The organism is Filimonas lacunae (assembly GCF_002355595.1).
Taxonomy (GTDB): domain Bacteria; phylum Bacteroidota; class Bacteroidia; order Chitinophagales; family Chitinophagaceae; genus Filimonas; species Filimonas lacunae.
Window position 1 is genome coordinate 6,514,790 of the sequence record NZ_AP017422.1, and the last position, 12,518, is coordinate 6,527,307.

Genomic DNA, 12,518 nt, shown 5'->3' on the forward strand with positions numbered 1-12,518 from the left:
ACTGCCATATTATCTTATCGTTAATTTTGAGTAACTGCCGTAAGGCGCGTTGCTTAATTCTATTTTTGCCCCAAAATTTGATGTAATGGGAATTAATAACATCGGCAAGTTGTTTATGCCTAAAAACCGGATCTTTTACGAGTTGTTTGAAGATGTAGGCATGAACGTAGAGCACATGGGACAGGTAATTAAACAAGTAGTATACGAGCCCGACCTGGACAAAAGAGCTTCCCTGATTGGCCTTATTGAAGATCTTGAGCACAAAAACGATGATTTTACCCATAAAATCTTTACTGAACTCGGGCGCAATTTCATTACCCCGTTCGACCGCGAGGATATTCACTATCTCGCTACTGCCCTGGATGATATCTGTGACTATATATTCTCTTCTGCCAAAAAAATCAATTTCTACCGCGTTAATCCTAACGACAGCGGCATCCAGAAAATGGCGGAATTGATTGAATTAGGTTGCGCCGAAATTAAAAAAGCCATCTACGGCCTGCGTGATATGAAAAACCTGCGCCAGATGACTGAAGCCATGGTTCGCGTAAACAGCATTGAAAACCAGGCAGATGATGTATTTGACATGAGCATTGAAAAGCTTTTTGAACAAGAAAACGACGTAAAAGAGCTGATCAAGAAAAGGGAAATATACCAGGCTATGGAAACCGTTACCGATAAGTGCGAAGACGCAGCCAATGTGATAGAATCCATCATCGTTAAATACGCCTAGTAAAACGGCAACAGAACGCTATTTATGGTTACATTATTAATAGTAATTGTAGTCTTATCATTTGTATTCGACTACATTAACGGGTTTCATGATGCCGCTAACTCTATTGCCACTATCGTTTCAACCAAGGTATTAACTCCTTTCCAGGCGGTATTGTGGGCAGCATTTTTCAATTTCGGAGCTTTTTTCATTTCTAAATACGTAGTAGGCCATTTTGGTATTGCCGATACCATTGCCAAAAGTGTAACCCTGGATAAGGGCGACCCTTATGCATTGTATGTAATCCTGGCCGGCCTTATTTCTGCAATAGCCTGGAACCTGATCACCTGGTGGTTTGGTATTCCTTCCAGCTCGTCACATGCGCTGATAGGTGGCCTGATAGGTGCAGCAGTAGCCCGTTACAAAACATTGGGCGTAGTAGTAGCTGCCAAGGTTATTCCTATCATCCTGTTCATTTTTGCAGCTCCCTTAATAGGTATGATCATAGCCTTTATCATTACTATTATAATAGTGCACCTCTGTAAAAGAGGTAATCCCTACAAAACCGAAAAATGGTTTAAAAGGCTGCAGCTGGTTTCATCCGGCCTGTTTAGCCTGGGGCATGGCAGTAACGATGCACAAAAGGTAATGGGTATTATTGGCGCAGCTATGGTGGCCAGTCACTACATTCCCGATCTGGGGCATATTCCCGATTGGGTACCTATCATGTGCTTTGTGGCCATAGGCCTGGGTACTATGAGCGGTGGCTGGAAAATTGTCAAAACCATGGGTACACGTATTACCAAAGTAACTCCGTTAGAAGGAGTAGCTGCCGAAACAGCAGGCGCTATTACCCTGTTTTTAACTGAGCACTTTAAAATACCAGTGTCAACTACACATACCATTACCGGTTCCATTATCGGCGTAGGTGCAACCAAAAGGTTAAGCGCTGTACGTTGGGGGGTAACCATTAACCTGGTATGGGCATGGGTACTAACCATTCCTGTTAGTGCCATATTTGCAGCTATCGCTTACTATATTCTTGTGCTGTTTAAATAAGTTTATGTGTATTTTGCGTACTATAACAAGCACGCAAACACATGTCTAAAATCCTTGTAACCGGCGGATGTGGATTTATTGGTTCGCACACCGTAGTTGACTTAATTGAAAACGGCTTTGATGTAGTATCCATCGATGACAACTCGCGTTCTACCACTTACCTGTTAGACGGTATTGAGAAAATCACCGGTAAAAAGCTGAAGAATTACAAAGTAGACTTAAAGAATTTTGATGAAACGCTGGCAGTATTTCAGGAAAACCCTGATATCGCCGGCGTTATTCATTTTGCAGCATATAAAGCCGTAGGCGAATCGGTGGAAGTACCATTAGATTACTTCGAAAACAACCTCTTTGGTTTAATTAACCTGCTTAAATGCACCAAAGAATTCAAGATTGACAATTTCGTATTCTCTTCTTCCTGCACGGTATATGGCAACCCCGATGTAATACCGGTTACAGAAAAGTCGCCTACCAAAAAAGCAGAATCGCCCTATGGTGCCACTAAACAAATGGGTGAGCAGATTATAGAAGAATACTCCCGTGCTTATGGTTACAATTCTATTTTACTGCGTTATTTTAACCCCGTAGGCGCCCACCCTACTACGTTTATTGGAGAACTGCCTTTAGGCAAACCCCAAAACCTGGTGCCTGTAATTACGCAAACCGCTATTGGCAAACTGCCACAGATGACGGTGTTTGGCAGCGATTATGACACCCGCGATGGTAGCTGTATGCGTGACTTTATTCATGTTTGCGATATCGCCCATGCGCACACCCTGGCAGTACAATATTTACTGGATAAAAAGAACGCCAGCAAATGCGAGGTGTTTAACCTGGGAACCGGCAATGGTGTAACCGTACTGGAAGCTATCAACTCATTTGAAAAAGTAAGCGGCCAGAAACTGAACTACAAAGTAGGCCCACGGCGTGCAGGTGATGTGGTGGCTATTTATGCCAACAACGCCCATGCGGTAGATACCCTGAAATGGGAAATTAAATACGGGCTGGACGAAATGATGGATACCGCCTGGAAATGGGAACTGAAAGTGAAACAAGATGAAGCTTTAATGAAAAAGCAAAATCCTGCCCTCAATTAAATTCTAGCATTTACATTTGTTCAACAAATAATACAACGATAATGGTTAAGGATATTCAGGTACAAAACGAAAAGGAAACCAGAGGTGGCTTTGGCGAAGGCATTTATGAAATAGGCAAAGCTAATTCCAATGTAGTAGTACTGACAGCCGACCTGGCCGGATCTATGAAAATTGGACCCTTTATTAAAGAATTTCCTGAAAGATATGTGCAGTGCGGTATTGCAGAAGCCAATATGATTGGTATTGCCGCCGGTTTAACTATTGGAGGTAAAATACCTTACACAACCACTTTTGCCAACTTCAGCACCGGCCGTGTATACGACCAGATTCGCCAGAGTGTTGCCTACAGTGGCAAGAACGTAAAAATATGTGCCAGCCACGCAGGTTTAACCCTGGGTGAAGATGGTGCTACCCACCAGATACTGGAAGATATTGGTATGATGAAAATGCTGCCAGGCATGACCGTTATTGTGCCTTGCGATTTTAACCAAACCAAAGCGGCTACTAAAGCCATTGCTTCTTACGAAGGACCGGTTTATCTGCGTTTTGGCCGTCCCAAATGGCCCAACTTCACTAAAGAAGATGGCAGCGACTTTGTAATTGGTAAAGCCCAGGTGTTGAACGAAGGTGCTGACATCAGCATTTTTGCCTGTGGCCACCTGGTATGGAAAGCCATTGAAGCTGGCCGTATCCTCGAAGAAAAAGGTTATAGCGTTGAACTGATCAATATTCATACTATTAAACCATTGGATGAAGAAGCGATTCTGAAATCTATTACCAAAACCCGTTGTGCTGTTACCTGTGAAGAGCATAATATTTTAGGCGGTTTGGGCGATAGCATTGCACATGTAGCAGCTAAACACCTGCCTATTCCTATTGAATACGTTGGTACAAAAGATACATTTGGCGAAAGCGGTAAACCAACCGATCTGCTGGCAAAATACGGCTTAGATACTCCGGATATTGTTGCCGCAGCAGAAAGGGCCATCAGCCGCAAATAACCAACAAAACGTTAAAACGTTTTAAGAATAAGTCCCGCAATATAGGCGGGACTTATTTTTGGTATGTAATAATTCATAAACAAGTTTCCTGCATGCACCCCGACGATAAGGAACTTATTCATTTGTTCAGGCAACCTGACTCCAGGGAGAAAGCATTTACGGCTATCATCAAAAAGTATCAGGAGAAACTGTACTGGTATATACGCCGTATGGTGGTAGACCATGATGATGCCAATGATGTGCTGCAGAATATGTTTATTAAGGTGTGGAACGCCCTGGATAATTTCCGGGAAGAAAGCCAGCTTTATACGTGGTTATACCGTATTGCCACCAACGAATCCCTCACGTTCCTGGAAGCCCAGAAAAAGCGTACTGCAGTAAGTTTAAGTGATGTAGAGAGCAACCTCAGCAATAAGATAAAGGCAGACAGATACTTCGATAGCAATAAACTGGAATGGAAACTACAGGTGGCCATGCAACAACTTCCTGAAAAGCAAAGAATTGTATTTAACCTGCGTTACTACGATGAAATGCCCTATGAAGAAATGAGCAGGGTGCTGGGCACCAGTGAAGGTGCTTTAAAAGCCAGCTACCACCATGCAGTTAAAAAAATAGAGGAGTTTATCAAGAATAATTAAACCAGTTTGGCGTAGGAAAGTCTAAATAGGGACATGACTGAGCATAATAGTGACATATTGAACGAGGCGAAGGGCAAGCATGCATACAGTATTCCGGAAGGGTATTTTAACACCTTACCGGAACATATTTTAGCGCACTTATACCTTGCCAATGAGCAAATACGCCGTAATCCCTACCAGGCACCTACTGGTTATTTTGATACGCTTTCCACTACTATTGTGGCCGCTATACACCAACAAGCAGACACCATGCCTGCTGTAGCGGCAGAGAACGAGGTGTTGCAGGAGTTGCGGGAAATTTCCCCACTACTATCCGGCATTCCTAAACATAATCCCTATTCTATACCTGAAGGGTATTTTTCACAAATAACCACACCTGTTGCCACCACAAGCGCTGTAACAAACCAAAAAGCGAAAGTAATACCCGTATCAACCAGGGTGCATAAACTGTTGTCGTATGCAACAGCTGCCGCCCTTATTGCAATTATGGCCATTACTGCTTTTATGTTCAGCGATAACTTCAGCAGCTTTTCCGGGAAAAACGGCCTGGAAAAAGAGAATAAGTCTGTTGATGTAAAGAAAGCAGTATCCGTTCTTACTGAAGATGAAATAGTTAATTATCTTAGTGCTCATCCTTCCAATAGCGATGTTATTCCTAACGCAGGGGGCGTTTCTCCAGATATCCAGCGTGTTATAAAGGGAATTAGTGAAGAAGAAATAAGCCGGTATCTACAGGAAAACAGCGAACCCGGCGAAAGTGCAGGAAAGGGGATATAAACTTTGATAAAAGATGACAAAAAAACTCCTTTTTATATCACTCTTCCTTCTCTCAGTTTTTTTCGGCACCGCACAACCTGGCAAGGTTAATAAAACCGAAGCGATTCGCATTGCTTTTATTACACGCCAGTTAAACCTTACCCCACAGGAATCTCAAAAATTCTGGCCGGTATACAATGTCTATATAGATGAACTGAAACAAGTGCGTAAATCGCATGACGAGGTAGATGATGAAATCCTTTTTGAAGAAACCATATTACAGGTTAGAAAGAAATACAGGGTAGAGTTTAAAAAAATTCTGGCAGATGACGGCCGGGTAAACAGAACTTTTACTGTTGAAAGAAGCTTTCGGGAAATGCTACGGAAAGAACTGGAAAACCGCAAAAAAGCCCGTCAGCAGGCCAACCGCTATCAATAAGCAAATTTTCATAGGTTAGTAGTAATACAGTCAGCTCTTTCCAGGGCCGATCTGTTTTTATAATGCAGCCCCCTTTTGTGCTTTATATACCGGCGCTTTTACATCATGATAAAACAGGAATGTCCAATTATTTTCATGCCCTTCTTCCCACCATTGTTTGCGCAGTTCCATACATTTCTTACCGTCATAATCGTATTTGGCTACAAAACGGCTTTTCATCTGCGACAGCTGTGGGGCATCATCTGCACCAAAGAATATGGTTTCTCCTTCCTCCTCAATCCAATATACCTGGTGAAAAGGGCTATGACCGCCGGTTACATGATAACGGATATAACCATCAATATCCCCATCTCCATTCAGCAAGGTTACCCGGCTGTTGTTTTGTAACTCTTCCAGCTCTTCCGGCATAAAAGAAGGGAAGCCGGTTTCAAAAGCAAACTCCAGTTCTTTTTCCTGTACGTAATACACCGCATTGGGAAAGGTTAAATGGTAGTGCCCCAGTTTATCTTTATAACTAACACCACCAGCATGGTCTTTATGCAGGTGCGACATCAGCACTTTGGTCACCTGCTCCGGCTCAATGCCATTCTTTTTCAGATTGCTTACCAGCTGTAATTCGCCATCGCGGCTAAAGCCCAGCCCGGCATCCAGTAACAACACATCTTTAGAAGTAACCACCACAAAAGGCTGAACTTCTACCAGCAAGCTGCCTATCGGTCTGCTTTGCAAATCGTCGACCTCTGAGTTGAACGGTATAAACACTTTGGTTTTATCTATCGTAAACTCCCCTTCTGATAACGGAATAATCTTCATAGCTCTAATATTCAAAGTGCAAAAGTAGTAAATACCAACTCCCGGCTTTTAACGCAATACCATGTGCTTATCAGCATCCAGCCTTATCATAATAAAAATAAGAATGGTAAACGTTAACAGGCTTGAGCCGCCGTAACTGATTAACGGCAAGGGAATACCAATAATGGGAAACAAACCAATGGTCATACACACATTAATGGCAATATGTAAAAACAATATACTTGCCACACTATAAGCATATACCCGGCTAAATGTACTTCGCTGTCGCTCAGCCAGTCGCACAATCCGTAACAGCAGGAATAAATAAATACCCAGAAAAACAAGGCATCCGGTAAAGCCAAAGGCCTCGCCCAGGGAAGTAAAAATAAAGTCGGTATGCTGCTCCGGCACATACTTGCCGCGCGTTTGGGTGCCTTTTAAAAAGCCCCGGCCTAAAATGCCACCTGAACCTATTGCTATTTTACTCTGGCGCACGTTGTAGTCATCCGGCTTCTTTACTGGTTTGTCATTGGCAGCTCCATTACGTGCGCTCCTGTTTAACCCACAATCGTAATCTTTACCCACCATGCTGTAAATACGTTGCGACTGGTAACAGTGAAATACGTTATTAAAGATATAAGGTACCGCAAAGCGCTGTATGCCTACACAAAAAGCCCAGATGGCAATTACAAACACCAGCATGCCTTTGTTGCGCTTAATTTGTCTGCGCAGAATGTAAATAGTCAATGCCGCAATACCTGTTAATATAATAGCCAGCAGGTTCGGCTCCATAATTAACGTTGCCACTACCAGGGTTCCAAACGAAAAGCCTACTATCAAAATCCAGGAAGGTAAGCCCTCCCTGAACATTACTATAAAAAAAGAGGAATATACCAGTGCCAACCCTGTTTCGTTTTGCAGGATGGAAAGCATGGCAGGTGCCAGTGCAATAGCAGCTGCTATTAACTGCGAAGTAGGCCTGGAAAAATCAGTATCCTGCCGCGATATGTACTTGGCCAGGGCAAGCGCAGCAAAAATTTTACATAGCTCTGCCGGTTGCAGGTTAAAACCACCACCTAACGGAATCCAGCTTTTACTACCGTTAATATTTTTACCCAGCACAAAGGTGAGCAGCATCAGAAATATACCAAACACATATAGCAGGTTGGCAAAGGCCGTATAGAGTTTGCTATCACTTAATAGTATAAACGTAGCCACCACTACACACAACCCCGCAAACCATATTTGTTTGCTATAATTGGTTTTACCGGTAAACAAAGAAGATAACCAGCTTACCCCACTTCTGTACTCCACCATAAAAATGCAAAGTATGCCAATACTTACCAGCACAGCATACAATAGCACTATCCACCAGTCAATACCCTTCGATATATTAATACCGTTATTGTTGCTCATTTATTTACGGTTATTCTTTTTACTTTTTTTGTCCTCAGTTGCCACAGCAGGCTCGCTTTTTTTAGCTGCATCCTTTTCCTTCTCTTTCTTTCCCGTCTCGGTTTCCACAGCAGGCTTTTTGTCCTCTCCACTGCCTTCAAAAGCAGCAGCCGTAGTTTCTTCTACTTCAGCCGCTTTGGCAATGCTCGCAGCTTCTTTTGCCTTGTACCAGTTTTTAATAGCTCCCGGCACCAGATCTGCATTCGAAATTCGTTCCACTTCTGATAAACGGTCTTTAGCAATGGTATCATTCAGGTATTTCTCCATCATAAAACCTGCTATCGGACCAGCCCAGGTGCTACCATAGCCAGCATTTTCTACCACCACAGCCACCGCAATACGCGGATTTTCTTTAGGTGCAAAGCATACAAAAATAGAATGGTTAGCACCATGCGGGTTTTGAGCGGTACCGGTTTTTGCACAATAATTTACACCAGGTACTTTAATAGCGGCAGCTGTTCCATATACAGTCACGTCTTCCATCCCCAGATGCACCGCTTCATACACTTCATCACTGATATTGGTAACCTTGTGCTTAACCCGGTACTTTTTAATTAATTGTTCATCCTTCTCTGTTTCATTTTCAATACTGTCAACCAGATGAGGTGTAAAGTAATAGCCTTTGTTCGCAATGATACAACTCATGTTAGCCAATTGCAGTGGCGTAGCCAGCATTCTGTCCTGCCCTATTCCCAAGGTAAGAATATTACAGCTGTTCCAGCGCGACGTTAAAAAGTCGCGGTTATAGCGGGAAGTGTCAGGAATATTTCCACCGTCTTCACTCGGTAAATCAACCCCAAGCTTCACACCTAACCCAAAGCTGTTCATATACTCTTTCCATTTCAGGTAGCCTTCTTGTGCGTTATGCATGCCGGGGTTGTCAATAGCCAGGCGAAACACCTGTGAAAAATAACTATTACAGGAAGCGGCCAGCGCTCTGCGCAGGTTATCCGCATGCCCGCCACCCGAGTGTTCACATTTTACAGGTTTGCCACAGGATATATAAGCGCCACCACAGTTATAACCATAATCAGGAGTAATCAAATGTTCGTCCAGTGCCACCAATGCTCCCAGAGGTTTAAAAGTGGAGCCGGGCGGATATTGTCCCTTAATAGCCCTGTTTAATAAAGGCCGTGCAGTATCCAGCAAAAGACGGCCAAAGTTTTTACGGCGCAAAGCCCCGGTAAGCAGGTTGGGATCGAAAGAAGGACCGGAAGCCATAGTTAAAATGCCCCCGGTTTTTACGTTGATGGCAACCACACTGCCTATTTTATTTTTCAGCAGCTTCTCGGCAAGTTCCTGCATTTCCACATCCAGTGAGGTGTACAGACTACGTCCTGCAATAGCAGAACTATCAAAACGGCCGTTTTCAAAAGCTCCCTGGATACGGCTTTTGTTGTCGCGGATAAAATATTTAATACCCCGCTGGCCCATCAGCACTTTTTCATACACTCTTTCCAAACCTGATAAACCGGCAAAGTCGCCCATTTCGTACCCTTCGCCTGTATGCCTTTTTAAAAAGCTGGTATCCACTTCTCCAATATAGCCCAGCAGGTTTGCTGCCACACTATGAGGGTAACTGCGCACGGGCCGTTCCTGCAACACAAAGCCGTTGAAGCGGTACATATCTTCATTTAACCGCGCAAATAGCTCGGGAGTAAGCACCGGTTCAAATATGCTGGGTTTGTAAGAGGTGTTTTTAATAATAGCAGCCAGGATGCGCTTTTTAAATTCGGAAGTATCAATGCCCAGAATGCGGCAAAAAGCAGCGGTGTCTGTTCCCTTTATTTCACCGGGCGTAACCATCAGGTCGTACATGATGGTGTTTTCCAGGATGGGTTTTCGCTTGCGGTCGTAAATAATGCCACGATCGGGATACACTACTTTACGATAGCGGGCATTGTTAATGGCATCCTGCTCATATTCATCAGAAATAAGCTGCAGGTGCAAAAGCTGACCTATAATAACAAGAAATACTACGATAAATATTACCTGAACGACCCGGTTACGGGACTGGTTATATACCGACATTGGATAATAGAATAATTAAGGGATTTGAGAGAATACACAAAAATATTCATTTACCATGCAGTACAAAAAGTATTATGCAGCATTTGTGCGATAACGCGATTTGCGATAAAAAAGTACCTCTGTTACAAAAATCATCAGCAGGCTGATAGCAGTGGTGGCCGCTACTTTACCTACAAAAAACAGGAAATTTCCAAACTGAAGCCATTCTATCAGAATAAGGTAAGCATGGTGTATAAAGGTGAGGAGTACTACATATACGCTATAAGGAGCAAAGCCTATGCTGGCTATTCCAGGTTCGCCATAAGACAATTCTGTTTTCTCCTGTGGCATTAATACGTTCAGCAAAAACGGACGCAGGTAAGCAATTAGCACACAGGGAGCCGCATGCAAACCGGGTGTGCCGGATAAGTAATCCATACACAAACCGAACAGAAACGACAGCAACATTAACCCCACCCTGGGTGTATTAAAGGGCAGCCATAATATATACAGGAAATACAAATAAGGTTTTACAAACTGATGCAAAGGTGGCACCTTGTCTAACACAAGTGACTGAACCAGCAAGAACAGGATAAAGCGGATAATATTTTTTACAAGTGTACTCATCGCTCTTATTTAGTAGTTTGAGCCTCCAGTGCCCTTTGTTCCTGCCATTGTTCGTTTTGTATCAGGTATGCGTATTGCAGATTGAAGAAGTTTGTAGCGGTTTTTATTCTTAGTGTGTAAAAGTTACTGGCCTGCTCTGCCTGTACCTGGTCAATAGTACCAATTACCAGTCCGGGAGGATAGTTACCCGATAAATTACTGGTTAAAACTGTATCTCCTTTTAACACCTTGGCACTTTTAGGAATATTGCGCAAAGTGATAAAGCGTGGATCTGCACCGTCCCAGTCTACCGCACCCGTGTACAGTTCTTTTTTCAGCATAGCACTTACTTTACTGTTACGGTTCAATAAACTCATTACCCGGCAGTAGTTACCACTTACCATTACCACTTTACCCACAATTCCATCCGGGCCGGTTACAGCCATATCCTTTACTACACCCTGGTTGCTGCCACGTTGTAGTGTTAAATAGTTGTTTTCCTCTGCAAAAGAGTTGTTTACTACTTTGGCCGGTAACCAGGTAAACATGCGTACCCGGCCTACCGTATCTCTGAAAGTAGTGTCCAACTGGTGTAGTACGCTGGTTTCGGGGCCAATATAATTACTGGCCAGCATATTACGCAGCCGGGCATTTTCTTCTGCCAGCTGTTTGTTGGTTTCCTTTAAATGAAAGAAGTACTCCACTTTATTGTACTGGTTATCTACCCTGCCGGTTACTTCCAGCGCAGAGTTAGCAAAAACAGCCTCGTAGGTTTTATTGTACTTCACCAGTATAGCTATGCAAATGCCCTGGAGTACAAAAAATACTACCAATATAAAAAAGCGCCTGATAAACAGTATGATGTTGCGCATGCGGCAAACGGGGTTATCTCATGATAAACGGAAAACGCTGATAGTTTTTCAAAGCAATTCCGGTACCACGTACCACGCTTTTTAATGGATCGTCAGCAATATGTACCGGTAACTTAATTTTCTGGCTTAAACGTTTGTCTAATCCTCTTAATAAAGCACCACCACCTGTTAAGTATAAACCACGACGGTAAATATCGGCAGCCAGTTCGGGCGGCGTTGTTTCCAGCGCCTTCAGAATAGCTTCTTCTATTTTAAAGATGCTTTTATCCAGTGCTTCTGCTACTTCCTGGTAGCTTACCATAATTTGTTTAGGAATACCGGTTACCAGGTCACGACCGTTTACGGGTAAATCGTCCGGAGCATTCTCCAGGTCTTTCATTGCCGCACCAATCTGAATTTTGATTTGTTCGGCTGTTCTTTCACCGATCAGTAAGCTATGGTAACGACGCAGCGCTTCCATAATGTCTGAAGTAAATTCATCCCCCGCAATACGAATGCTCTGGTCACACACGATACCTGCAAGCGCAATAACCGTAATACCGGTAGTACCACCACCAATATCAATAATCATGTTACCTACGGGTTCTTCCACATCTATACCAATACCCAGGGCAGCTGCCATAGGCTCGTGTATCAGATATACTTCTTTAGCTCCGGCCTGCTCTGCGCTATCACGCACTGCACGCTTTTCTACTTCGGTAATGCTGGAAGGAATACATATCATCATGCGCCAGCTGGGCGGAAATAAGGGTTTTTTAGGATAGATCATTTTGATCATCTCCCGTATCATCAGCTCGGCCGCGTTAAAGTCGGCAATTACACCGTCTTTTAAAGGGCGAACCGTACGGATACTCTCATGGGTCTTTTCGTGCATCATCAAAGCCTTCTTCCCTACTGCCAGCACTTCTTTCGGATTATTCCGGTTAAGCGCTACAATAGAAGGCTCATTTACCACAATCTCTTCATTATGTATGATCAGGGTATTAGCAGTCCCCAAATCCATAGCAATCTCTTGCGTAAAAAAGTTAAACATTCCCATTGCTCAAAAGTGTTCCGTGTGTGATTAATGCCTGCAAAATTG

13 protein-coding genes are annotated in these 12,518 nt (G+C 43.4%); 7 read left to right on the forward strand and 6 right to left on the reverse strand.

The window, feature by feature from the left end; genetic code table 11:
- Positions 1–85: 85 nt before the first annotated feature.
- The 7 genes from FLA_RS25575 (at position 86) to FLA_RS25605 (ending at position 5,702) form a co-directional block, all read left to right on the forward strand.
- Positions 86–733 (forward strand): DUF47 domain-containing protein, encoded by a 648-nt coding sequence (locus FLA_RS25575; RefSeq protein WP_076375684.1) that lies wholly within the window; start codon positions 86–88, stop codon positions 731–733.
- A gap of 24 nt (positions 734–757) precedes the next feature.
- Positions 758–1,771, forward strand: a complete 1,014-nt coding sequence (locus FLA_RS25580; RefSeq protein WP_076375686.1) for an inorganic phosphate transporter — start codon at positions 758–760, stop codon at positions 1,769–1,771.
- A gap of 41 nt (positions 1,772–1,812) precedes the next feature.
- On the forward strand, positions 1,813–2,868 hold the full coding sequence (gene galE, locus FLA_RS25585; RefSeq protein ID WP_076375688.1) for a UDP-glucose 4-epimerase GalE: 1,056 nt from the start codon (positions 1,813–1,815) through the stop codon (positions 2,866–2,868).
- A gap of 41 nt (positions 2,869–2,909) precedes the next feature.
- Positions 2,910–3,869, forward strand: coding sequence for a transketolase family protein (locus FLA_RS25590; protein WP_076375690.1), 960 nt, complete (start codon positions 2,910–2,912; stop codon positions 3,867–3,869).
- A 92-nt stretch (positions 3,870–3,961) separates the two neighbouring features.
- Positions 3,962–4,507, forward strand: a complete 546-nt coding sequence (locus tag FLA_RS25595; RefSeq protein ID WP_076375692.1) for an RNA polymerase sigma factor — start codon at positions 3,962–3,964, stop codon at positions 4,505–4,507.
- Between the two features lie 33 nt (positions 4,508–4,540).
- Positions 4,541–5,284 (forward strand): hypothetical protein, encoded by a 744-nt coding sequence (locus FLA_RS25600; protein WP_076375694.1) that lies wholly within the window; start codon positions 4,541–4,543, stop codon positions 5,282–5,284.
- Positions 5,285–5,297: 13 nt separating this feature from the next.
- Positions 5,298–5,702: a hypothetical protein gene (locus FLA_RS25605; protein WP_076375696.1), complete on the forward strand. Its 405-nt coding sequence runs from the start codon at positions 5,298–5,300 to the stop codon at positions 5,700–5,702.
- A gap of 57 nt (positions 5,703–5,759) precedes the next feature.
- On the opposite strand, the gene FLA_RS25610 is transcribed toward FLA_RS25605, so the two are convergent.
- The 6 genes from FLA_RS25610 to FLA_RS25635 all read right to left on the reverse strand — a co-directional run bounded on the left by FLA_RS25610 (position 5,760) and on the right by FLA_RS25635 (position 12,476).
- Positions 5,760–6,515: an MBL fold metallo-hydrolase gene (locus FLA_RS25610; RefSeq protein WP_076375698.1), complete on the reverse strand. Its 756-nt coding sequence runs from the start codon at positions 6,513–6,515 to the stop codon at positions 5,760–5,762.
- Positions 6,516–6,563: 48 nt separating this feature from the next.
- Complete coding sequence (gene rodA / locus FLA_RS25615; protein ID WP_076375700.1) at positions 6,564–7,910, reverse strand: rod shape-determining protein RodA; 1,347 nt, start codon at positions 7,908–7,910, stop codon at positions 6,564–6,566.
- Complete coding sequence (gene mrdA / locus FLA_RS25620; RefSeq protein ID WP_076375702.1) at positions 7,911–9,980, reverse strand: penicillin-binding protein 2; 2,070 nt, start codon at positions 9,978–9,980, stop codon at positions 7,911–7,913. It lies immediately after the preceding gene.
- 72 nt (positions 9,981–10,052) lie between these two features.
- A complete protein-coding gene (locus FLA_RS25625) occupies positions 10,053–10,586 on the reverse strand; it encodes a rod shape-determining protein MreD (protein ID WP_076375704.1) in 534 nt (177 codons plus the stop codon).
- A gap of 5 nt (positions 10,587–10,591) precedes the next feature.
- Positions 10,592–11,437, reverse strand: coding sequence for a rod shape-determining protein MreC (gene mreC / locus FLA_RS25630; RefSeq protein WP_076375706.1), 846 nt, complete (start codon positions 11,435–11,437; stop codon positions 10,592–10,594).
- A gap of 13 nt (positions 11,438–11,450) precedes the next feature.
- Positions 11,451–12,476 (reverse strand): rod shape-determining protein, encoded by a 1,026-nt coding sequence (locus FLA_RS25635; protein ID WP_076375708.1) that lies wholly within the window; start codon positions 12,474–12,476, stop codon positions 11,451–11,453.
- Between the last annotated feature and the right edge of the window lie 42 nt (positions 12,477–12,518).

Excerpts from the sequence above, each read along its gene's own strand:
- FLA_RS25575 (WP_076375684.1), top strand. The coding sequence starts at position 86 with ATGGGAATTAATAACATCGGCAAGTTGTTTATGCCTAAAAACCGGATC.
- FLA_RS25580 (WP_076375686.1), top strand. The coding sequence starts at position 758 with ATGGTTACATTATTAATAGTAATTGTAGTCTTATCATTTGTATTCGAC.
- galE (WP_076375688.1), top strand. The coding sequence starts at position 1,813 with ATGTCTAAAATCCTTGTAACCGGCGGATGTGGATTTATTGGTTCGCAC.
- FLA_RS25590 (WP_076375690.1), top strand. The coding sequence starts at position 2,910 with ATGGTTAAGGATATTCAGGTACAAAACGAAAAGGAAACCAGAGGTGGC.
- FLA_RS25595 (WP_076375692.1), top strand. The coding sequence starts at position 3,962 with ATGCACCCCGACGATAAGGAACTTATTCATTTGTTCAGGCAACCTGAC.
- FLA_RS25600 (WP_076375694.1), top strand. The coding sequence starts at position 4,541 with ATGACTGAGCATAATAGTGACATATTGAACGAGGCGAAGGGCAAGCAT.
- FLA_RS25605 (WP_076375696.1), top strand. The coding sequence starts at position 5,298 with ATGACAAAAAAACTCCTTTTTATATCACTCTTCCTTCTCTCAGTTTTT.
- FLA_RS25610 (WP_076375698.1), bottom strand. The coding sequence starts at position 6,515 with ATGAAGATTATTCCGTTATCAGAAGGGGAGTTTACGATAGATAAAACC.
- rodA (WP_076375700.1), bottom strand. The coding sequence starts at position 7,910 with ATGAGCAACAATAACGGTATTAATATATCGAAGGGTATTGACTGGTGG.
- mrdA (WP_076375702.1), bottom strand. The coding sequence starts at position 9,980 with ATGTCGGTATATAACCAGTCCCGTAACCGGGTCGTTCAGGTAATATTT.
- FLA_RS25625 (WP_076375704.1), bottom strand. The coding sequence starts at position 10,586 with ATGAGTACACTTGTAAAAAATATTATCCGCTTTATCCTGTTCTTGCTG.
- mreC (WP_076375706.1), bottom strand. The coding sequence starts at position 11,437 with ATGCGCAACATCATACTGTTTATCAGGCGCTTTTTTATATTGGTAGTA.
- FLA_RS25635 (WP_076375708.1), bottom strand. The coding sequence starts at position 12,476 with ATGGGAATGTTTAACTTTTTTACGCAAGAGATTGCTATGGATTTGGGG.